General features: G+C 72.9%; 16 protein-coding genes and 1 riboswitch. Of the genes, 7 read left to right on the top strand and 9 right to left on the bottom strand.

The window, feature by feature from the left end:
- Positions 1 to 25 precede the first annotated feature (25 nt).
- The 4 genes from ACIF6L_RS18575 to ACIF6L_RS18560 form a co-directional block, all read right to left on the bottom strand.
- Positions 26 to 1795, bottom strand: coding sequence for an ABC transporter substrate-binding protein (locus ACIF6L_RS18575; protein WP_329489695.1), 1770 nt, complete (start codon positions 1793 to 1795; stop codon positions 26 to 28).
- A gap of 55 nt (positions 1796 to 1850) precedes the next feature.
- A complete protein-coding gene (locus ACIF6L_RS18570; RefSeq protein ID WP_352289530.1) occupies positions 1851 to 2840 on the bottom strand; it encodes an ABC transporter permease in 990 nt (329 codons plus the stop codon).
- Between the two features lie 680 nt (positions 2841 to 3520).
- Complete coding sequence (locus ACIF6L_RS18565) at positions 3521 to 4462, bottom strand: enhanced serine sensitivity protein SseB C-terminal domain-containing protein (protein WP_396488518.1); 942 nt, start codon at positions 4460 to 4462, stop codon at positions 3521 to 3523.
- Between the two features lie 146 nt (positions 4463 to 4608).
- Positions 4609 to 5403 (bottom strand): enhanced serine sensitivity protein SseB C-terminal domain-containing protein, encoded by a 795-nt coding sequence (locus tag ACIF6L_RS18560; protein ID WP_329489692.1) that lies wholly within the window; start codon positions 5401 to 5403, stop codon positions 4609 to 4611.
- Positions 5404 to 5655: 252 nt separating this feature from the next.
- Positions 5656 to 5762: riboswitch (glycine riboswitch) on the top strand.
- A 229-nt stretch (positions 5763 to 5991) separates the two neighbouring features.
- Here ACIF6L_RS18560 and gcvT point away from each other — a divergent pair.
- From gcvT to ACIF6L_RS18540, 4 genes are all read left to right on the top strand, one after another.
- Positions 5992 to 7113 (top strand): glycine cleavage system aminomethyltransferase GcvT, encoded by a 1122-nt coding sequence (gcvT, locus tag ACIF6L_RS18555; protein WP_329489691.1) that lies wholly within the window; start codon positions 5992 to 5994, stop codon positions 7111 to 7113.
- 134 nt (positions 7114 to 7247) lie between these two features.
- Positions 7248 to 7625: a glycine cleavage system protein GcvH gene (gene gcvH, locus ACIF6L_RS18550; protein ID WP_329489690.1), complete on the top strand. Its 378-nt coding sequence runs from the start codon at positions 7248 to 7250 to the stop codon at positions 7623 to 7625.
- A gap of 140 nt (positions 7626 to 7765) precedes the next feature.
- The gene (gene glyA / locus ACIF6L_RS18545) at positions 7766 to 9034 is read left to right on the top strand and encodes a serine hydroxymethyltransferase (protein WP_329489689.1); all 1269 of its coding nucleotides are present in this window, start codon (positions 7766 to 7768) and stop codon (positions 9032 to 9034) included.
- 145 nt (positions 9035 to 9179) lie between these two features.
- Positions 9180 to 10547, top strand: a complete 1368-nt coding sequence (locus tag ACIF6L_RS18540) for an L-serine ammonia-lyase (RefSeq protein WP_329489688.1) — start codon at positions 9180 to 9182, stop codon at positions 10545 to 10547.
- Between the two features lie 246 nt (positions 10548 to 10793).
- On the opposite strand, the gene ACIF6L_RS18535 is transcribed toward ACIF6L_RS18540, so the two are convergent.
- From ACIF6L_RS18535 to ACIF6L_RS18525, 3 genes are all read right to left on the bottom strand, one after another.
- Positions 10794 to 12116, bottom strand: a complete 1323-nt coding sequence (locus ACIF6L_RS18535) for a cytochrome P450 (protein WP_396488515.1) — start codon at positions 12114 to 12116, stop codon at positions 10794 to 10796.
- Positions 12117 to 12212: 96 nt separating this feature from the next.
- Positions 12213 to 12383, bottom strand: coding sequence for a hypothetical protein (locus tag ACIF6L_RS18530; RefSeq protein ID WP_329489686.1), 171 nt, complete (start codon positions 12381 to 12383; stop codon positions 12213 to 12215).
- Positions 12380 to 14320, bottom strand: coding sequence for an alpha/beta hydrolase family protein (locus ACIF6L_RS18525; RefSeq protein WP_396488513.1), 1941 nt, complete (start codon positions 14318 to 14320; stop codon positions 12380 to 12382). The genes ACIF6L_RS18530 and ACIF6L_RS18525 overlap by 4 nt, the downstream gene beginning before the upstream one ends.
- A 230-nt stretch (positions 14321 to 14550) precedes the next feature.
- Between ACIF6L_RS18525 and ACIF6L_RS18520 the strand changes: the two genes are divergently transcribed.
- A complete protein-coding gene (locus ACIF6L_RS18520; RefSeq protein ID WP_396488511.1) occupies positions 14551 to 15828 on the top strand; it encodes an MFS transporter in 1278 nt (425 codons plus the stop codon).
- Between the two features lie 215 nt (positions 15829 to 16043).
- Here the strand turns inward: ACIF6L_RS18520 and ACIF6L_RS18515 are convergent, their stop codons facing one another.
- Positions 16044 to 16664 (bottom strand): MerR family transcriptional regulator, encoded by a 621-nt coding sequence (locus tag ACIF6L_RS18515; RefSeq protein ID WP_359835756.1) that lies wholly within the window; start codon positions 16662 to 16664, stop codon positions 16044 to 16046.
- A gap of 85 nt (positions 16665 to 16749) precedes the next feature.
- On the opposite strand from ACIF6L_RS18515, the gene ACIF6L_RS18510 reads away from it, so the two are divergent.
- Entirely contained in the window at positions 16750 to 17157 is a 408-nt protein-coding gene (locus ACIF6L_RS18510) for a DUF3291 domain-containing protein (RefSeq protein ID WP_359835754.1), read from the top strand.
- Between the two features lie 58 nt (positions 17158 to 17215).
- On the opposite strand, the gene ACIF6L_RS18505 is transcribed toward ACIF6L_RS18510, so the two are convergent.
- Entirely contained in the window at positions 17216 to 17947 is a 732-nt protein-coding gene (locus ACIF6L_RS18505; RefSeq protein ID WP_352289509.1) for a trypsin-like serine protease, read from the bottom strand.
- 835 nt (positions 17948 to 18782) lie between these two features.
- Here ACIF6L_RS18505 and ACIF6L_RS18500 point away from each other — a divergent pair.
- A complete protein-coding gene (locus tag ACIF6L_RS18500; protein WP_396488509.1) occupies positions 18783 to 20105 on the top strand; it encodes a helix-turn-helix domain-containing protein in 1323 nt (440 codons plus the stop codon).
- Positions 20106 to 20161 lie beyond the last annotated feature (56 nt).

Genomic DNA, 20161 nt, shown 5'->3' with positions numbered 1-20161 from the left:
CCTTCAGGGATACGGAGCCAGGCTCTTACTTGGTCGTACCGATGTTCAGGTAGTCGTACTCACCCGAGAAGGCCGAGGTGGAGACGACGTTGGTGGCGGTGTCCGAGCGGTACAGGAACACCTTGAAGTAGGTCAGCGGGACGTAGACCGCCTGCTCCATGACCTTCTTGTCGATCTCCGCGTAGATCTTCTCGCGGGCCGCCTTGTCGGTGTTGACGGCGGCGTCGTCGAGCAGCTTGTTGATCGCCGGGTCGTTCAGCGAGGCCAGGTTGCTGTTACCGGCCTCCTTGATGGCGCGGCCGTCGACGATCTGCTGCAGGAAGCCGTAGCCGGTCGGCCAGTCGGCGCCCCACTGCATCATCATCAGGCCGATGTTCTTCTCCTTGTTCTTCGCCGGCACGCCGACGTTGTCGGAGAGGTACTTGCCCTGCGGGTACTGCTGGATCTCGGCGTTGATGCCGACCTTCTTCAGCGCGGCCTGGATCGAGGTCGCGGCGGCGATCTCGGTGGCGCGCTCGGTCCGGGCGCTCAGGACGGTGTTGAAGCCGCCCTCCTTGCCGCAGGCCTTGAGGGCTTCCTTGGCCTTGGCCTCGTCGCCCTTGTTGTCCTTGGTCTCGTACAGGTTGATGTCCTGGTGACCGGGGATGTCCGCCGGCAGGACGGAGTTGGCGATCTGGCCGCGGATCGGGCCGCCGACCGCGGTCTGCACCGAGACCTTGTCGATCGCGTACTGCACGGCCTTGCGGCACTCGACGTTGTCGAACGGCGCGACCTGGCTGTCGATCGCGGTGTAGACCAGGCGGCCGCCGTAGGCGTTGTCCGTCTTGGCCTTCAGCTTCGGGTTCTGCAGGATCTGCGCCTGGGTCTGCGGGTCGACGCCGCCGCCGACGAGGTCCACCTGGGCGTTGCCGGCCAGCAGGTCCTTGTCGATGGTGGACTGCTCGATGTTCATCTTGAGCACGATCTTGTCCGCGAGCTGCTTGCGGATCGTGTCGGTGCTCGCGTCCCAGCTGGTGTTCGGCACCAGGGTGAGCTGCTTGCCGTCCTCGTAGGACTCGAACTTGTAGGAGCCCGAGGCCATCGGGTGCTTGACGTAGTCGGCGCCCTTGTCCTTGTCCTTGGGGACCGGGACGGTCTGCGGGGCCGAGACCAGGTAGTCGAAGTCCGCGAAGGCGTGCTTCAGGTGGAAGACGACGGTCAGGTCGTCCGGCGTCTCGATGGACTTGAGGTCGCCGGCCGCGTCCTTGTACGGGCCCGCGTACGGGGTCGGGTTGTCGACCAGGAGGTCCTTGAAGTACGTCGGACCGTTGGAGAACACGTCCGGCGCGAAGTTGGAGCGCTCCACCGCGTACTTCACGTCCTTGGACGTGATCGCGCTGCCGTCCTCGTACTTCAGGCCGGCGCGCAGCTTGTACGTCCAGGTCAGGCCGTCCGCGCTGGGCTGGCCCATGGACTCGGCGAGGTCCGGGACGAGCTTGTTGCCCTCGTCGCCGGGGCCCGGCGCGAAGGTGGTCAGCGGACGCCCGTACAGGCGCGAGAAGTTGTAGATGTAGGCGTAGTACGTGTTGCCGGGGTCGAGCGAGTCCGGCGTGCCCTTCATCTCGTAGGTGACCGTCCCGCCCTTCTTGTCCGAGGCGTTGACGATGCCCTTGGTGGCCGCGTCGGCGCCGCCGCCGGACGCGGCGGAGGACGACGAGTCGCCCCCGCTCTTGGATGAACCGGAGGTACACCCGGTGACGACCAGGACAGCGGCGGCGGCCACTGCGGTCAGTCCGACGGTACGGGACCTACGCATGGTGAGATCAACCCCTTGAGGAAGTGGTGGCGGATCGGAGGGTCCTGACGGGATGTCAGTTGCTCTTGGGATCGAGGGCGTCACGCAGCCCGTCGCCGAGCAGGTTGAAGGCGAGCACCGTGAGGAAGATCGCCATACCGGGGACCACCATGTACTGGGGGTCCACCTGGTAGTACTTGATCGCGTCGTTGAGCATCCCGCCCCAGGAGGCCTGCGGGGCCTGGATGCCGACGCCGAGGAAGCTGAGGCCCGCCTCGAAGAGGATGTTGGTCGGGATCAGCAGGGTCGAGTAGACCAGGATCGGACCGACCAGGTTGGGCAGCAGCTCCTTGAACAGGATGAACGGCCCCCGGGCGCCCAGGCTGCGGGCCGCGTAGACGAACTCGCGCTCACGCAGTGAGAGGGTCTGGCCGCGCACGATCCGGCCCATGTAGGGCCAGTTGAAGAAGCCGATCACGAAGATCAGCACGCCGATGTGCAGCGGGAGGCCGTGCAGGCCGAACGCGCCGCCCTGGAGCGAGGCGGAGATCGCGATGGCGAAGAGCAGCAGCGGGAACGCCAGGAAGACGTCCATCACCCGGCTGATCAGGGCGTCCACCCAGCCGCCGTAGTAGCCGGCCATCACGCCGAGCACGGTGCCGAGGGTGTTGGAGAGCAGCGTCGCCCCGAAGGCGACGAGCAGCGAGACCCAGGAGCCCTCGATGACCCGGGAGAGCAGGTCACGGCCCTGCAGCGGGTCCACGCCGAGCGGGTGGTCGAGGCTCATGCCGCCCCAGTCGCCGAACGGCAGACCACCGAGGTTGGCGTCCAGGAGGTCCTGGTTGAGGGCGTCGGGGTCCAGGCCGAACATCGACTCGATCGGCTTGGCCAGCACGGCCAGCAGGACGAGCAGGATCACCACGACGGCGCCGGCGACGGCGGCCTTGTCCCGTTTGAAACGGGTCCAGGCGATCCGGCCGAGCGAGCGGCCCTCGATCTTCGTGGCCGGGCTCGCGGCGGCGGCTGCCTCCGGCGTGTTCCCGGCGGTCTTGATGGGTGCGGTCATGGTCAGTTCGGTCCCCTCGCCGACGGTGGCCGGCCCACGGGTGCCGGTCGCCGGTTCGGCGGTACGGCTGGTGCGGACGTGCGGAGGTTCAGGTGCGGGTGTTCAGCGGTGCGACGTGCTCGGGTACTGCGGCCGCGCGGGATGGGCGTCGCGAGGCTCAAGCGGTCCGCCAGCGCGTTCACCCTCGTGGGGCACCCAGTACGCGCGGTGCGTTGCGCAGAACTCTCTGCCATCCGAACTGGCTTGCGCCAGCCCTGACAACCGAGAGATGCCCAACTGTGATCTGTCGGCATGCACCTCTGGATCTTCGGCATATCCCTCTTCACACAGCTGTTACATGCATGTCAAGGGGCTGCACCGAACCAGCCGGAAATCCGACCGGAAATGCCGGGACCGACATGACGGATCGTCATGTCGGTCCTGGTGGAGGGCTTTGGGTGCATACACCCGGACTACCCGTTACCGCGCCGAGAACACCCGAACATCCGTGCTTGCGACAGGTGTCCGAAGTGCCCGTAGTTGGGACACGAACACCAGGTCTGCCCGGAGTTGCGGTGCGGGCGCCGGAATGCCCGGCGTGCGGTACCGGCGCCCGAATGCCCGGAGCCCCGACACGGGCGGCGGAACGCCCGGCGTGCGGCGCGGGCACCGCGGCGCCCGCCGCGTCGACCGTGCGGGCGTCAGCGCCCCGGGTAGCCGGGCCAGGGCTGCTGCGGCGGCGGCTGCTGCCCCGGCCACACCGGGCCGGGCGCCTGGGCGCCGTAGCCGTACGCCGGGCCCGCCTGCGAGGCGTAGGGCGGCGGCGGCACCGGCGGGTACGGCGCGGCCTGCGAGCGGCCGTGGCCGCCCGCCTCGCGGTCGTAGAACGGCCGCGCGTTGGCCCGCATCCAGAGCGCCACCGGGTCGTACTCGTCCCCCATGGCGACGGTGGAGACCGCGAGCCCCTCCGGCGCGACCGCGATCGCGCGCTGCATCAGCGCCCGGACGGCCTCCACCGTGGGCGGCGAACTCTCGTACAGCTCAAGTCCGATGGCCAGGTACGGTTCGCCCACGGAGGGCTGCACCCAGGCCCGGCGCAACGCCTTGACCGCCCGCACCTCGACCGCCTGCCGCTCCAGCAGCGCGAAGAACTGCTGGGCCTGCACCTGTGGTTCGCTCAGCTTCAGCGGCCCGGCCGGCAGCCGGTCCAGGCCGGCCGCGATCCGGCGCAGGTCCGCCCAGGGCACCCCGACGCCGCCGCCGGGGGCGTGCGGGTTCAGCCAGAGGCCCCAGCGGGTGCGATAGAGCGAGGCGGCGATCTCGCGCCCCGAGATCACCTCGTGCGCCCGCGCCCAGCCGGACGCCGCCAGCTGCTCGGGCGAGGTGACGGCCGGCGCGTAGCCGTGACCGCTGATCTCCATGTTCCCGTACTGGGCGTCCGGACTGCCCGGCGTACCGTGCCAGAGCAGCATCCAGACCTGCCCCGCGGCCAGCGCGTGCAGCAGTGCCTCGTACGCCTCCCAGCGTTCCGGCGCGACCTCGCGCAGGGCGTGCTCCAGCGCTCTCGGATCCGCGCCGGGGCGCCCGGCGGGTACCTGGCCCCAGGGCCCCGGTGCACCGCCCGCTACCGCTCCCGCACTCATGCGCCCACCTCGCTGCGCCTCTTCTTCTCTCACCTGCCGCCGGCCCGGCGGTCATCTGCAGGCACCCTATGGGGCGCCACCCGCCACCGCCACGCCGACGTGCCCGGCGGTGGCCTCCGGCCCGGTGCCGGGCGAGGAGGAACGCGTCACATCCGTGCGTAGAACGGCTGGACCCGGTTGAGCAGCCACTCGACCACGGGGTCCTCCGCGAGGTCGAGCAGTACGAGGTGGACGCCGCCGGGCAGCGGCGCGGTTCCCAGCGCACGGCCCAGGGCCTCGTTCACGGCGGCCGGTTCGGCCGGGGCCGCCGGATCGAGCTGGACGCCGACGAACATCACCGTCGGCTCGCCCTCCACGCTGGCCAGCGCCCGCCTGGCGGTCAGGACGCCGGGCAGGCCCGAGAGCTCGTACCGGCAGGCGGCCAGGAAGGCCTCCGGGTCCTCGCCCGGCACCGGTTCGCGCAGCGCCACCCGGCCGCCGGTCGGTGCCTCCGGGGCGTCCCAGCGGTCCTCGCGCGGCCCGCGCCGCAGCTCGGCGACGCCCTGCGGCGGCACCGGGATGCCCACCGGCGCCTCCGGGTTCACCGCGATGCCCACGCCCAGCGGCAGCCCGCGGGCGAACTCCCAGACCGGCGCGATCGCGAAGGCCATCCCGGGCGCCTGCTGGAGGAGCACCTCCTGCGAGGAGAAGACCGGGACGTAGGGGTCGCCGGCCAGCTCGATGGTCGGCAGGTCCAGGGCCTGGCCCTGCGGGTCGCCGCCGGCCGGCAGCGGGATCCACACCTGGCTGCGGGCGAGCACCTCGAACACCCGGGGGGTCGCGCCGGGATCGCCGAGCGCGGCCGTGAGCACCTGCTCCAGCTCGTTCGCGGGCCATCCACCGCCGGGCGGCGCCGCCTCCGGGCCGCCCCACCCCTGCTGCTGCTCCACCGGGTACCCCATCCGCCGCTGTACCGTCCTCTGTCCGCCGACGCCGAGCAGCCTAGCGGGCCCGCGGCCGGGGCCGCGGTGCGCGCCGGTACCGGTCGGTACGGGGCCGGGGCGGTACCGGTGGGCTAGCGGTGGCGGGTGCGGGCCGGGCCCGCCGGGCGGGGCCGGGCCCGGGGCCCCTCTCCCGTCTTCCGCCGGGACGTGCCATGATGTCCGCGTCTGCGGGTGTTCCCCGCCGAGAACCTCAACTCCATACCGGCCGCTCGAACCCGCGCGGGAGAGTCCGGAGTACCCCCGAGAGGCGGTACAGCCGGCGCCGAAGGAGCAAGTCCTCCCCGGAATCTCTCAGGCCCCCCTACCGCACGGGTTAGGCACATCTGGAAAGCGGCGCACGGCCCTGTCGCGCGCCCACCCACGGTGCAAGCCGCCATGCTGTCCTGTTAGCTGTGAAGCGCTGCGGGCCCGCGTGCGGTGAAGCTCTCAGGTTCGACGACAGATGGGGAGACCCAGCCGCCGCATGCCCGCGCGCAGGCTCGGTCCCCGAGCGGGTCCGGTCCGGCGTGCGCACACCTGAGTGCCCAGACCGAGGAGTTCCAGGCCATGTCGTCCCTCCGCCTCACCGCGCTCGACGCGCTGCACCGCGCCCTCGGCGCGACCATGACCGACTTCGCCGGCTGGGACATGCCGCTGCGTTACGGCAGCGAGCGCGAGGAGCACCTCGCCGTCCGCACCAAGGCCGGTCTGTTCGACCTCTCCCACATGGGCGAGATCACCGTGACCGGCCCGCAGGCCGGCGCGATGCTGGACCACGCGCTGGTCGGCTTCGTCTCCGCGCTCGGCGAGCTGCGGGCCCGCTACACCATGATCTGCGCCGAGGACGGCGGCATCCTGGACGACCTGATCGTCTACCGCCTGCGCGAGGACGCCTTCCTGGTCGTCGCCAACGCCTCCAACGCCCAGCTGGTGCTGGACGAGCTGATCGCCCGCGCCAAGGGCTACGACGCCGTCGTCACCGACGACCGCGACACCTACTCGCTGATCGCCGTCCAGGGCCCGGAGTCCACCGCGATCCTGGCCGACACCACCGAGGCCGACCTGCCCGGCCTGAAGTACTACGCGATCCTCCCGGCCCAGGTGGCCGGCCGCGACGTGCTGCTCGCCCGCACCGGTTACACCGGCGAGGACGGCTTCGAGATCTTCTGCAACCCGGGCGACGCCGCGCACATCTGGACGGCGCTGACCGAGGCCGGCACCGGCCGCGGCCTCGTCCCCTGCGGCCTCTCCTGCCGCGACACGCTGCGCCTGGAGGCCGGCATGCCGCTCTACGGGCACGAGCTCTCCACCGACCTGACCCCCTTCGACGCCGGCCTCGGCCGGGTGGTCCGCTTCGACAAGACCACCAACGAGGGCGCGTTCGTCGGCCGCAAGGCCCTGGAGCAGGCCGCCGCCGCGGCCGAGGCCAACCCGCCGCGGGTGCTGGTCGGCCTGGTCTCCGAGGGCAAGCGCGTGCCGCGCGCCGAGTACACCGTGGTGACCGCCGACGGCGAGCCGATCGGCCGGATCACCTCGGGCGCGCCCTCCCCCACGCTGGGCAAGCCGATCGCGATCGCCTACGTGGACGCGGCGCACGCCGCCCCGGGCACCACCGTCGCGGTGGACGTGCGCGGCAAGCACGAGCCGGTGCAGGTCGTGGCGCTGCCGTTCTACAAGCGCGCCCGCTGACGCCCCTCGGGCGCGCCCGCCGAGGCCTCACGAGCGCGCCCGCCCGGGCCTGACCACCCCGAAGATCCACGTCGAAGCCGTCCGTCCGGCGGCCCGCTTCGTCGTACCCGCTTCCCATCCTGGAGAATGACGCCATGAGCAACCCCCAGCACCTGCAGTACACCAAGGAGCACGAGTGGCTGACCGCCGTCGAGGACGGTGTCTCCACGGTCGGCATCACCGCCCACGCCGCCGACGCGCTCGGTGACATCGTCTACGTGCAGCTGCCCGAGGTCGGCGAGACCGTGACCGCCGGTGAGACCTGCGGCGAGCTGGAGTCCACCAAGTCGGTCAGCGACCTGTACTCGCCGGTCACCGGCGAGATCACCGAGGTCAACCAGGACGTCCTGGACGACAACTCCCTGGTCAACAGCGCCCCGTTCGAGGGTGGCTGGCTGTTCAAGGTGCGCGTCGAGTCGACCGACGAGCTGCTCAGCGCCGACGAGTACAACGCCCTGACCAACCCGGCCTGAGCCGGCCGTTCGGGGTGGCCGCAGTGCGGCGGCCGCCCCGGCCACCGGGCCTCCTCCGCCCTCCGGTCGCCCGCCGCCACCCTTCCGTGGGGCGTGCCAGGCGCGGCACCTCCTTCTCTCCTCCCTGGGAAGACCACACCATGACGGTTCTCAACCAGTCCCTGCACTCGCTCGACCCGGAGATCGCCGCCGCGGTCGACGCCGAGCTGCACCGCCAGCAGACCACCCTGGAAATGATCGCCTCCGAGAACTTCGCCCCGGTGGCGGTCATGGAGGCCCAGGGCTCGGTGCTGACCAACAAGTACGCCGAGGGCTACCCGGGCCGCCGCTACTACGGTGGCTGCGAGCACGTCGACGTGGTCGAGCAGATCGCGATCGACCGGATCAAGGCCCTGTTCGGCGCCGAGCACGCCAACGTCCAGCCGCACTCCGGCGCGCAGGCCAACGCCGCCGCGATGTTCGCGCTGATCCAGCCGGGCGACACCATCCTGGGTCTGAGCCTGGCCCACGGCGGTCACCTGACCCACGGCATGAAGATCAACTTCTCCGGCAAGCTCTACAACGTCGCCGCGTACCACGTGGACGACAAGACCGGCCAGGTCGACATGGCCGAGGTCGAGCGCCTCGCCAAGGAGCACCAGCCGAAGCTGATCATCGCCGGCTGGTCCGCCTACCCCCGTCAGCTGGACTTCGCCGCGTTCCGCCGGATCGCCGACGAGGTCGGCGCCCTGCTGATGGTCGACATGGCGCACTTCGCCGGTCTGGTCGCCGCGGGCCTGCACCCCAACCCGGTGCCGTACGCGGACGTGGTCACCACCACCACGCACAAGACCCTGGGCGGCCCGCGCGGCGGCGTCATCCTCTCCAAGGCCGAGTGGGCCAAGAAGATCAACTCCGCGGTCTTCCCCGGCCAGCAGGGCGGCCCGCTGGAGCACGTGATCGCCGGCAAGGCCGTCGCCTTCAAGGTCGCCGCCTCCGAGGAGTTCAAGGAGCGCCAGCAGCGCACCCTGGACGGCGCCCGGATCCTGGCCGAGCGCCTGCTGCAGGCCGACGTCGCCGAGGCCGGCGCCTCGGTGCTGTCCGGCGGCACCGACGTCCACCTGGTCCTGGTCGACCTGCGCAACAGCCAGCTCGACGGCCAGCAGGCCGAGGACCGGCTGCACGAGGTCGGCATCACGGTCAACCGCAACGCCATCCCGAACGACCCGCGCCCGCCGATGGTCACCTCCGGCCTGCGGATCGGCACCCCGGCCCTGGCCACCCGCGGCTTCCAGGCCGAGGACTTCCGCGAGGTCGCCGACATCATCGCCGAGGCGCTGAAGCCCGCCTTCGACGAGACCGTCGCCACCGCGCTGAAGGCCCGGGTCACCGCCCTCGCCGAGAAGTACCCGCTCTACCCGAACCTGTAGTTCGGACACGGGTGACCGGGCTCACCTCGCCTGGTCACCTGGGATTCCGGGGCACCGCGCACACTGGACAGTGCGCGCGGTGCCCCGTTCCGTGTCAGCACCCCGCCTGCAAGTCCTTCCACGAGACCAGACAAGGACGTCCTCCGTGGCCATCAGCGTCTTCGACCTCTTCTCCATCGGCATCGGCCCGTCGAGTTCCCACACCGTCGGCCCGATGCGCGCCGCCCGGATGTTCGCCCGCCGCCTGAAGTCCGAGGACCTGCTGACCGGGGTGGCGAGCGTCCGCGCCGAGCTCTTCGGCTCGCTGGGCGCCACCGGCCACGGCCACGGCACCCCGAAGGCCGTCCTGCTGGGCCTGGAGGGCAACTCCCCCCGCACGGTCGACGTCGACCAGGCCGACCGGGACGTCGAGCGGATCACCGCCGAGAAGCGGCTCGACCTGCTCGGCGCCCACCCGATCGACTTCGACCCGGGCACCCAGCTGATCCTGCACCGGCGCCGCTCGCTGCCGTACCACGCCAACGGGATGACCCTCTGGGCCTTCGACGCCGACGGCGGCCTGCTGCTGGAGAAGACCTACTACTCGGTCGGCGGCGGCTTCGTCGTCGACGAGGACGCGCTGGGCGCGGACCGCGTGAAGCCGGACGACACCGTGCTGAAGTACCCCTTCCGCACCGGCGACGAGCTGCTCCGCCTCAGCCGCGAGACCGGCCTGTCCATCTCCGGCCTGATGCTGGAGAACGAGAAGGCCTGGCGCAGCGAGGAGGAGATCCGGGCCGGGCTGCTGGAGATCTGGCGCGTCATGCAGGAGTGCGTGCGGGCCGGGATGTCCCGCGAGGGCATCCTCCCCGGCGGCCTCAAGGTGCGCCGCCGCGCCGCCTCGGGCGCCCGCGCGCTGCGCGCCGAGGGCATCGGCCCGGCCAACGCCATGGAGTGGGTGACCCTCTACGCGATGGCCGTCAACGAGGAGAACGCCTCCGGCCGCCGGGTCGTCACCGCGCCCACCAACGGCGCGGCCGGGATCATCCCCGCCGTGCTGCACTACTACCTGAACTTCATCCCGGGCGCGGACGAGGACGGCATCGTCCGCTTCCTGCTCGCCGCCGGTGCGATCGGCATGCTCTTCAAGGAGAACGCCTCGATCTCCGGCGCCGAGGTCGGCTGCCAGGGCGAGGTCGGCTCCGCCTGCTCGATGGCGGCCGGCGGCCTCGCCGAGGTCCTCGGCGGTTCCCCCGAGCAGGTCGAGAACGCCGCCGAGATCGGCATCGAGCACAACCTGGGCCTCACCTGCGACCCGGTCGGCGGCCTGGTCCAGATCCCCTGCATCGAGCGCAACGGCATGGCCTCGGTCAAGGCCGTCACCGCCGCCCGGATGGCCCTGCGCGGCGACGGCCGCCACCACGTCTCCCTCGACAAGGCGATCAAGACCATGAAGGAGACCGGCGCCGACATGAAGATCAAGTACAAGGAGACCTCGCGCGGCGGCCTCGCCGTCAACGTCATCGAGTGCTAGGCAAGTGTGCTGACCTGCATGATTTCTCCGTCAGAGCTGCCAGGCCCCTCTCTGCGCACACGGCCCGAAGTGCCTGAAAGGCCCCTCGGAGAGCTCTGACCTCCCTGAGGACTCCCTGGCAAATCCCTGGTCCGCACCATGCCGACCAGGGATTTCCGGTCTCGCGGCGGACGGAGTCGGCGCCTGGCGTACCGCGGCCTCCCGCTTGCCCCGGTAGGCCTCCTCCCGCGCACCGGGTCGGGGGGGTCAGCGGCGCAGGGTGAGGGGCAGCGCCTCCAAGCCGCGCAGCATCATCGTGTCGCGCCAGCGCAGGTCGCGCTCCTGGCAGGCCAGGGTCGTTCCGGGGAAGCGGGCGAGGAGCGCGGTGAGCGCGATCTCGGTCTCCAGCTTGCCGAGCAGGGCCCCGAGGCAGCGGTGGATGCCACCGCCGAAGGCGAGATGGCCGGCGTCCCGGCGGTCGAGGATGAGGCGGTCGGGGTCCTGGAAGCGCGCCGGGTCGCGGTTGGCCGCGCCGAGGGACAGCAGCACGAACTCGTCCTGCGGGATCTCCACCCCGCCGACGTCCACCGGCTCGGTGGTGAAGCGGGTGGTGGCCATGCAGATGGGGGAGTCGTAGCGCAGGAACTCCTCGACGGCCCTGGGCATCCGGGTGAGATCGGCGCGCAGCCAGGCGGCCTGGCCGGGATCGCGCAGCAGCGCGAGGCAGGAGGTGCCCAGCAGGTTCACGGTGGTCTCATGCCCGCCGATCAGCAGCAGGGCGACCATGCCCACGATCTCGTCGTCCGTCAGCTCTCCGCGCTCGCGGGCTTCCAGCAGCTCGGTGAGCAGATCGGCGGGACGGTCATTGCGGCGGATACGCCGGTCGGCGATGGCCAGGACGTACGAGCCCATCTCCTGGACGGCTTGTTGGAACGCGGCGTGGTCGCCCTCCTGGGTGACGATGGCGGTCGACCACTTCCGGTAGAGGTCGCGGTCCTCGGGCGGGAAGCCGAGCAGTTCGCAGACGACGAGGATCGGCAGCGGGAAGGCGAAGTCACGTACCAGGTCCACCGTGGCGGTGGTGGTGCGGGTCGTGTGGCGCGCGGCTGCCGCGTCCAGCCCGTCGAGGAGTTCGAGGGTGATGCGCTCGACCATCGGCCGCATCGCCTCGACGCGCTTGCGGCTGAACGCCGCCTGGACCACGCGGCGGAGGCGGGTGTGGTCGGGCGGATCGCTGCTGAGCATATGGGTGATCTCGGAGCCCAGGTTGACGCCCTCGATCCGGCTGTCGGCCAGGGCCTGGGCGCGCCGCACGTCCTGCGCGAAGCGGGGGTCGAAGAGCGCGGCCCGGACATCGTCGTAGCGCGGGATGATCCACAGTCGCAGGCCGCCGTCGCTGTGCAGCACGGAGACCGGGGCCGATTGCCGCATCCTGGCCAGGGTCGGGTACGGGTCGCTGAGGAACGTCGGCGGGTTCTGGCGCGGTTCCGTCGTCTCGGGCTTGTCCGGCTGGTGCTTGTCCGGCCGGTGCTTCTCCGGCCGGGGACCGTTCGTCCGGGGTGCTGCCGTCGCTGCCGTAGCTGTGGTCATGATGTTCTCCTGTCCTCACCGGCACGGCCGGCGCCGCGGCGGGGTGCCGGGCATGGCACCCCGCTGCGGCGCTGCTGGGGCTCGCTGCAGAGGCGACTACTTCTCCGCGTTCTTCTCCGTGCGGGTGGTGGTGCAGGTCCGCGCCTGGCCGTTCGGCCGGACCGGGACCGCCTTGTCCAGGGTGAGCTGGTGGTCCGGCGGAATGATGATCCCGCGCTCCCGCTCGGTGGCGCTGATGGGGTCGACGCGCAGTCCGTGACGCTTCATGGGGTTGACCTTTCTTCGGTGTGGTGGACGGGGTGGTGCGAGCCGGTCCGCCCGATGTCGCGGCGGTCGGCGGTTCTGGGGGAGGCGCGCAGCGTGTCGTCGGCGTAGCGCACCATGGCGGCCCAGGCGGCGGCGTGTCCGGCTGGGTCACGGCCCACGTCGTGTCCGCCGCCGAGCCACCGGACGCGATGCGGGACGTCGCGGCGCCGCAGCGCGGCGAGATAGCGCTCGATCTGTTCCGGAGGGCACTTCTCGTCGTCCGCCGAGGCGGCGAGGAAGAGCGGGCCGCGTACGCGGCCCACATAGGTCATCGGGCAGGCCGCGCGATAGCGGTGCGGCACCTGCTCGGGGGTGCCGCCGAAGAGGCGGTCGTCGACCTCCCGCAGCGCCGGCGTCGTCGCCCGGTACGCCGCCGTGTAGTCGGCCACCGGGGCGACGGCCAGCCCGACGTCCCACAGCCGGGGCTGGACGCCCATCGCCAGCAGCGTCAGATAGCCGCCCCAGGAGTAGCCGCACAGGCCGGTACGGCCCGGCTCCGAGACTCCCGCGTCGATGAGGTGGCCGCGCACCGCGGCGAGGTCTTCGAGCTGGGCGAGGCCGACCCGGTGGCCGAAGTCGTCCCGCCAGCGGGGGCCGTAGCCCGTCGAGCCGCGGTAGTTGGTGCGCACCACGGCGAATCCGGCCCGGACCAGGGCCTCGGTCCGGGCGTCATAGGCGTCCCGGTCGTGGGTGTGGGGTCCGCCGTGGACGAGGAAGACCGTCGGCCAGGGGCGGCGGCCCGCCCTGCCGCCGGGCGGGGTGGCCACGAAGCTGTGGATCTGCCCGTACGGCCGGCGTGTCCAGAGCTCGCGGCGCCTGGATCCGGTCGGTCCGCCGGGCGCCGTGCCGCGTGACGCCGTCGTGGAGCGGCCGGCGTGGCCGGAGCGGCCGGAACGTTCCGGGGGTTCCGGGTGCTCCGCGCTTTCCGGGCTTTCCGGGCTTTCCGGGTGGCAGATCAGTGGCCGGGGCGGTTCGCCGTCGCGGCTCCACAGGCAGTGGACCGTGCGGTCGGGTGCGCAGGAGAAGTCGATGATCGTGCCCTCGGGCGTGGGAAGCACCGTCGTCGTACCGCGGTCGAGGTCGGCGCGGAGCAGGCGGCTGCGTCCCGCCCGGTCCTGCTGGACCAGCGCCGTGCGGCCGGGCCCGTACCAGCAGGCGGTGATCTCCGTATCGAAGTCGAGGGCGGAGCCGGGACCGTGCGTACGGATCCCCTCGCCCTGCCGCCAGAAGGCCAGGGTGTAGCGGCCCGCGCGTTCGAGGACGAGCAGCAGTTCCGGTCGTGCGGTGGTGAGGTCCGGGCGGAAGCCCAGCGCCCACACCGCGCCGCCGTCGCCGTCCCCCGCTGCGCCGGGGATGGCGTCCACGAGAACGCCGGAGGCCGGTGACCACAGCCGGACCGCGGCCGGTCCGGCCGGGCACCCCGCGGTGGCCAGCAGTCCGCCGCCGGGGGCCAGGCCCACCACTGCCGCATAGCCGGGCTCCTCGGCCACCAGGCGGGCGCGCTCGCCCGGTCGGCCGAGGTAGTGCCGCGAGCGGTCCGCGACCCCGACGCCGACGGCGGCGAGGCCGCCGCGGGGGTCGAAGGCCAGGCCGTGCATCCGCCCGGCGGGTACGCCGTCGAGCGCCGGGCGCGGGTGCCCGCCCTCGAACGGCCCGCGCAGCCAGCGGCCTTGACCGCCGGGAGCGGCGTCGAACCACCACAGGCCGTGGCCGTCCGGCTCGATGGCGGCGGTCTCCACACCCAGCGGTGCGGTGGTCGCCTGGCGGCGCTGATCCGTCGTCAGGTCCCAGGCCACGATCTGCGGGAGACCGTCCACATACCGGGTCTCGACCGCTCGCCGTCCGTCGCGGGCGGCGAAGGACGGGACGTGCACCGCCGTTCCGATACCGCCGCTCATCGCCGTCCCCCCCTTCGTCGGTGTCCGCTTCCGCCGCCGGTGGCCTTGGCTGTGGTGGGCTCCGACGGCCATCACACTGCCGGTCGGGCGGGCTGCGTGGCAGGGAAGAAGGCGCAGCGGCGCCGACAGTGGGCTGCTGCCGGTCCTTCCCTGGCACCGGACGGTGGGCGGGCGACAGGGTGCTGGGCGACCACATGGCCCGGACCCACCGAGGAGAGAGGGGCGACCCGATGACGATCGCGGCGACCCGGCCCGACGCAGCCCCCGTCCCACCCGGCGGAGCGCCGAACGGCACAGCGGGTGGCAGGCCGAGCCGTGCGCTGACGGCGGTCTATGTCGCGGGCGCGGTGACGGCGCTGGGCACCCAGATGACCATGCTCGCGCTGCCCTGGCTGGTGCTGGAGAGCACCGGCTCGGCCACCAGGGCGGGCCTGGTCTTCGCGGCCCAGGTGCTGCCCATGGCGCTGCTCGGCTTCGCGGGCGGAGAGGTCATCCAGCGCCTGGGCGCCCGCCGGACCATGGTCGTCTCCGATCTCGCCCGCGCTCCGGTGGTGGCGCTGATCCCGCTGCTGCAGACCCTGGGCGCGCTCAATCTGGCCGTCATCGTGGCGATCGTCACGGCGCTCGGGGCGCTGGCCGTTCCGTACCACGCGGCACAGCGGGTGCTGGCGATGGAACTGCTGAGCCCGCACGCCCGCTCCCTGGCCCGCGCGAACAGCGCGCTGGCAGGTGTGCAGAACGGCTCGGCGTTCGCCGGACCGGCGCTCGCGGGCGCGCTGATCCCGCTGGTGGGGACCACATCGGTGGTGTGGCTGGACGCGGCCTCGTTCGCCTTCTCCGGGTTGCTGCTGCTGCGCCGCGTCCCGGCAGGGGGTGGCGGGGCCGGAGGGTCCGCGGCCGGGCCCCAAGGCCTGTGGGCGGGGGTGCGGCACCTGTGCGGCGACTGGTTCCTGAGCCGGGCGATGCTGTCCACCGTGGTGTTCGGGCTGATGCTGCGAACCCTGATGATCACCATGCCGGTGCTGGCGTTCGCCCGGTTCGAGGGGGACGCCAGGGTCGGCGGCCTGCTGGTCGCCGCCCATGGCGCCGGCGGCCTGGTGGGCTCGGTGGCCGCCTATGTGCTGGCGGCACGGGTCGCCCCCGTACGACTCGCCTGTACGGCCCTGGTCTGCGTCGCGCTGCCCCTGTGGACGCTCCTGGTGCCCGTGTCGGCCGGCGTGCTCGTCGTCGCCGTCGGCCTGTCAGCGGCCGCCGCGCCCCTGGCGAACGCGCCGCTGATGGGACTGCTCTCCGCCCGGCTGCCGGACGGCTTCGGGCCCAAGGTGTTGCAGGCCGTGGTCACGATCAGCGCCCTGGCCGGGCCGCTGGGCTTCCTGGCCGCGGGCGCCGTGCTGGACCGGGCCGGTGTCGCGGCGACCCTGTGGGGCGTCGCCGCGCTCGCGACGTTCGGCAGCGGCAATCTGATCCTGGCCCTGCGCCGCCTCCGGGCCACCGGGGCCCCGGACTGACCTGGCCTTCCGAGAGGACCGCGGTGGACGAGGGTCACGCGGTGGCGGAGTTCACCGGAAGTCCTCCTCGCGGTGCTCCGCGTCCGAGCCCGCCGCGGTGGCCTCGCGCAGCTCGATGCGGCGGATCCGGCGGCCGCCGGTGATGACCAGCGACAAGCTGGCCTCCGCCTACGCCCGAACGCCCGTCCCCCTGCCTCGCCCGCGACCTGATCGGCTCAGGCGTTTCGGCGGGCGGACTCGTTCTCCTGGGCCAGCCGGCGCAGGGCGAGCAGGGCGGGCTCCAGCAGGACGGTCAGGAGCAGGGCGCGTTCGGCCTGTTCGAGGGGGTCGTCGCTGGTCCGGAGCTGGTCGAGGTCGAGGACGGCGGTGCGCGCGGCGAGTTCCGCGTAGGGGAGCAGGGTGTGCCGGTCGACGGGTTCGCCGAGCGAGCGGAGGGTCTCCAGGGTCTCCCCCAGCACTGCCCGGGCCGGCGCGTACGGCGAGACCTCCCAGCCCAGCTCCGCGATCAGGGCGTCGACCTCCGCCGCGCCCGGGGCGGTGGCCGGCCGGGCCGCGTCCTCGTCGGCCGGCCGGGCGCCGACCGCCAGGCCGAGCACCTGGTGCTGCTCGCCGCCGTGCGCGGCGATCGCGCCCAGCACCTCCTTGGTGGCGCTCACACTGAGCCCCCGCACCCCGATCAGCGCCCGGACCAGCCGCAGCCTGCGCAGATGGGTCTCGTCGTACTCGGCCTGGGTCGCGGAGGTGGAGCGGCCGGGCGGCAGCAGGCCCTCGCGCAGGTAGTACTTGATCGTCGCGATCGGGACCTCGCTGCGACGGCTCAACTCCGAGATGCGCACGGTGCTCTGCTTTCCCCTAGCTATTGGATACCTCTACTGTCTAACATAGATAGTGACACTACCCAATAACGGAGGCGCGTCAGCCATGCCCACGATTCCCTGGATCACCCCGCACCCGGCCACTCCCGGCACGCAGGCCGTCGTGATGGCCTCCCGGTTCGAGGTCCGCTCGCTCGGCGACGTCCCGCGCTTCCTCCTGAAGTCCTACGCCGTCTGGCGCCAGATCCAGTCCGCGCCCGGCGCGCTCGGCGCCTCGCTGATCGCCCGGCCGACCAAGCGGACCTTCTACACGCTGTCGGCCTGGGAGAGCCAGCAGGCGCTCCAGGACTTCGCCCGCGCCGAGCCGCACCGCTCGATCATGACCGGCCTGCGCTCGACCATGCGGGAGTCCGTGTTCACCTACTGGCAGGCCCCGGTCGAGCAGCTCCCCGTCGGCTGGCCCGAGGCCCACCGCCGGCTGGCCGAGCAGCAGGCCACCCGACCGGCCGGCTGACCCGCGGGGCAGCCTGAGGGGGGTGCAGCCGAAGGGGGCGCGACCGGAGCGGCCGGAGCTAGCGGAGGATCTGCGCCGGTACGTCGGTGGCGCGGGTGAAGACCGAGACGGGGTACTGGGTGTCGCAGTACTTGTTGCCCGTCGAGACGATGCCGATCACCACGCCGTCGACCACGAGCGGCCCGCCGGAGTCGCCCTTGCAGATGCTGTCGGCCGTCCCGGGCCGGGGGCTGCCGCAGACCTTCAGCCGCGGGGAGTCGCCGGGGCCGGTGTAGGGCTCGCAGCCGGACAGCGGCGAGAGCGTGAGCGCGGCCTTCTTCAGGTGGGTGCCCGGGCCGCCGTCGCCCGTCCGGCCGAAGCCGTAGACGGTCGCCGTGCGGCCGTACCGGTACAGCGCCTCGTCCCGGTTCGTCGCGACCCGGACGGTCCGCGCGTTCAGCGGCCGGTCCAGGGTGAGGACGGCCGAGTCGTGGTCCAGGGCGGAGGTGTACCGGGGGTCGACCGCGGCGCTCCGCACCCGCCGCACCTGCCCGCCGTGGCCGGTCAGGTCGGTCCGGCCGGCGATCACCCGCAGCGTGGTCGGGTCGTCGGCCTCGGCCACGCAGTGGCCGGCGGTGAGCACCTTGGTGGGGGCGATCAGGGCACCCGTGCACCACTGTTCGCCGCCGGCCGTCTCCAGGGCCACGACGAACGGGTTGGCGGCGGTGGTGGTGTCGGTGCCCCCGTGGACGGCGGCGGCCGGGGTGGCGGCGACGGCCACCAGGGCGGCGGAGGCCAGCAGGACGGTCAACGGGCGTCGGTACGGCTTGCGCATCGGGCGGGCTCGCATCTCTCTCGGGCGGATCGCTCAGGGCGGAGGTCGTCGGGACGAAGGTGGTCAGGCCGAAGGGCCGAAGGGGCGAAGGGGCAGAGGGGCGAAGGGGCAGAGGGGCGAAGGGGCAGAGGGGCGAAGGGGCAGAGGGTCGAAAGGGCACCGGCGCTCGCGGTTCCGGTACCCACGATCGGGTCCCACCGCGGATCCCGGGCCGGCGGACCGGGCACCGGCGGCGGGTGGGCGGGCAGAAGCCCTGACGGGGGCGGCCGGCACGGCGCCCGGACCCGAAAGTGGCGCAGGGAGCCACCACGTTGACGCCCCGGCCGACGGGCGGCCCGTCAGTGCCGCACGGCCCCCGGCCCGGTGAGCCGGCAGCGGCGGGGCACCGGACGGACCGGGCCGCGGCAGTTGCCCCCGGTCCGCGCCACCCGACCGGAGCAGCGCCGGGCGCCACCGCCCGGCTCCGGCCGATCGGCCACCGGGCGGCCCCCGTCAGCACCGGCCCGGCGCGGGCCCGGCCGCCGGAGCAGCGCCCGGAGGGCGCCCGCCCCGAGCAGGAGCAGCGCGCAGGTGATCAGGATTCGGTGGAGGTGGACGGACACGTGGCTGCTCTTCTCCGCTGAGGACTCGGTCGGTACGGGCGGACCCCCTCGGCCGAAGGGCGGACCGCCGCTGCACCGCACAGTGGCCCGGAAGGCGTCCCGGCCGCCAGACCCCCCGGGGAGTTCGGGACGCTGGAACGGCGACAGGTACCGTGATCTGCGGATTCGGTGCCGCCTGGAACGCCGGACCGGAACGAGGGGGGCGCCGGATGAGCGTGGAGACCGACGAGTTCGCGTCGATGCTGAGGGAGCTGAAGGACCGTTCGGGCCGCAGCTACGGCACGCTCGCCACCCGGCTGCACGTCAGCACGTCCACGCTGCACCGCTACTGCAACGGCGCCGCCGTCCCCAACGAGTACGCGCCGGTGGAGCGGTTCGCCCGGGTCTGCGGGGCGGGCGCGGACGAGCTCGTCGAACTGCACCGCCGCTGGATCCTGGCGGACGCGGCCCGGCGCCGTGAGCCCGCCCGCGAACCGGTCCGGCCGGAGCCCGCCGAGCCGCAGCCGACCCCTGTGGTCACCGTGGCCCCTGAAGCCCCCGACGCCCCGCTTCCGGCGACCGCCCAGGAGGCGACGCTGCCGCCCGTCGACGCCCTGCACTCCGCGCGCAGCCCCCAGGGCGCCCCCGCCGACGGCGAGACCCGGCGCCGCAGGCTTCCGTACCCGCGGATCCTGCTGAGCGCGGCGGCCGTGGCCCTCGTCGCCGCCGCGATCCCGCTCCTCGTCCCGAGCGGGCACGGCGGCACCCCGTCGGCGGCTCCCCCGTCCCCGACCGCCGCCGACGCCCCCTCCACCCCGGCGGCCCCGGCCCCGGTCGCCGGGCAGCCGTCCGCTCCGGCGTCCGACGCGACCACCGCCGTGACCCCCGCCGCGACCACCGCCGCGACGAGCGCGGCCACCCCGGCCCCGTTCCAGGTCAACGTCCTGACCGACAACTGGGGCAGCCCCTGCGGCCAGTGGTTCCTGACCGCCAAGGCGCCGCGCTCGGTGCCCGCGCCCCCGAGCCCCAAGCGGACGGACAGCTGGGCGGCCGCTCAGGAGGCCGTCCCCGCCGGGCACCTGCGGCTGCAGGTGACGGCGCAGGGCGACTCCGCCGTCCCGGTCGTCCTGCACGCCCTCTACGTGCACGTGGTCAGCACCCGCCCGGCCCCGAAGTGGAACGCGTACATGATGGGCTCCGGCTGCGGCGGCAGCATCACCCCGGCGGCCTTCTCGGTCGACCTCGACGCGGCGGCCCCCCGGCCGGTGGCCGTCCCCGCCCAGGAGGGCGAGGTGAAGGCCAAGACCGTCTCGGACTTCCCCTACCGGGTCTCGGCCACCGACCCCCAGGTGCTGAACGTCGAGGCCGGGACCGCCGGGCAGGACGTCAGCTGGTACCTGGAGCTGGAGTGGAGCAGCGGCAGCAGCCACGGCACCCAGACCGTCAAGGACGCCAACGACAAGCCCTTCCGCACCATGGGCCTGAAGGGCGCACCGGGCTACTTCTACCAGGACGACCGCGTGGGCTGGACCCCCACCTCGACCGAGGACTGACCCCCGGCCGCGCCCACGCGTCGACAAGGCCGGCCACCCGGAGCGGGTGGCCGGCC

Source organism: Kitasatospora sp. NPDC086009, assembly GCF_044540385.1.
In the GTDB taxonomy this organism is placed as follows: domain Bacteria; phylum Actinomycetota; class Actinomycetes; order Streptomycetales; family Streptomycetaceae; genus Kitasatospora.
The sequence above is the reverse complement of the archived record's forward strand: the minus strand, read 5'-3'. Positions and strand labels throughout refer to the sequence as shown.

Bases quoted from the DNA above. Each gene is read 5' to 3' on its own strand.
- ACIF6L_RS18575 (WP_329489695.1), bottom strand. From the start codon at position 1,795: ATGCGTAGGTCCCGTACCGTCGGACTGACCGCAGTGGCCGCCGCCGCT.
- gcvH (WP_329489690.1), top strand. From the start codon at position 7,248: ATGAGCAACCCCCAGCACCTGCAGTACACCAAGGAGCACGAGTGGCTG.
- glyA (WP_329489689.1), top strand. From the start codon at position 7,766: ATGACGGTTCTCAACCAGTCCCTGCACTCGCTCGACCCGGAGATCGCC.
- ACIF6L_RS18570 (WP_352289530.1), bottom strand. From the start codon at position 2,840: ATGACCGCACCCATCAAGACCGCCGGGAACACGCCGGAGGCAGCCGCC.
- ACIF6L_RS18565 (WP_396488518.1), bottom strand. From the start codon at position 4,462: ATGAGTGCGGGAGCGGTAGCGGGCGGTGCACCGGGGCCCTGGGGCCAG.
- ACIF6L_RS18535 (WP_396488515.1), bottom strand. From the start codon at position 12,116: ATGACCACAGCTACGGCAGCGACGGCAGCACCCCGGACGAACGGTCCC.
- ACIF6L_RS18520 (WP_396488511.1), top strand. From the start codon at position 14,551: ATGACGATCGCGGCGACCCGGCCCGACGCAGCCCCCGTCCCACCCGGC.
- ACIF6L_RS18500 (WP_396488509.1), top strand. From the start codon at position 18,783: ATGAGCGTGGAGACCGACGAGTTCGCGTCGATGCTGAGGGAGCTGAAG.
- ACIF6L_RS18510 (WP_359835754.1), top strand. From the start codon at position 16,750: ATGCCCACGATTCCCTGGATCACCCCGCACCCGGCCACTCCCGGCACG.
- gcvT (WP_329489691.1), top strand. From the start codon at position 5,992: ATGTCGTCCCTCCGCCTCACCGCGCTCGACGCGCTGCACCGCGCCCTC.
- ACIF6L_RS18530 (WP_329489686.1), bottom strand. From the start codon at position 12,383: ATGAAGCGTCACGGACTGCGCGTCGACCCCATCAGCGCCACCGAGCGG.
- ACIF6L_RS18525 (WP_396488513.1), bottom strand. From the start codon at position 14,320: ATGAGCGGCGGTATCGGAACGGCGGTGCACGTCCCGTCCTTCGCCGCC.
- ACIF6L_RS18560 (WP_329489692.1), bottom strand. From the start codon at position 5,403: ATGGGGTACCCGGTGGAGCAGCAGCAGGGGTGGGGCGGCCCGGAGGCG.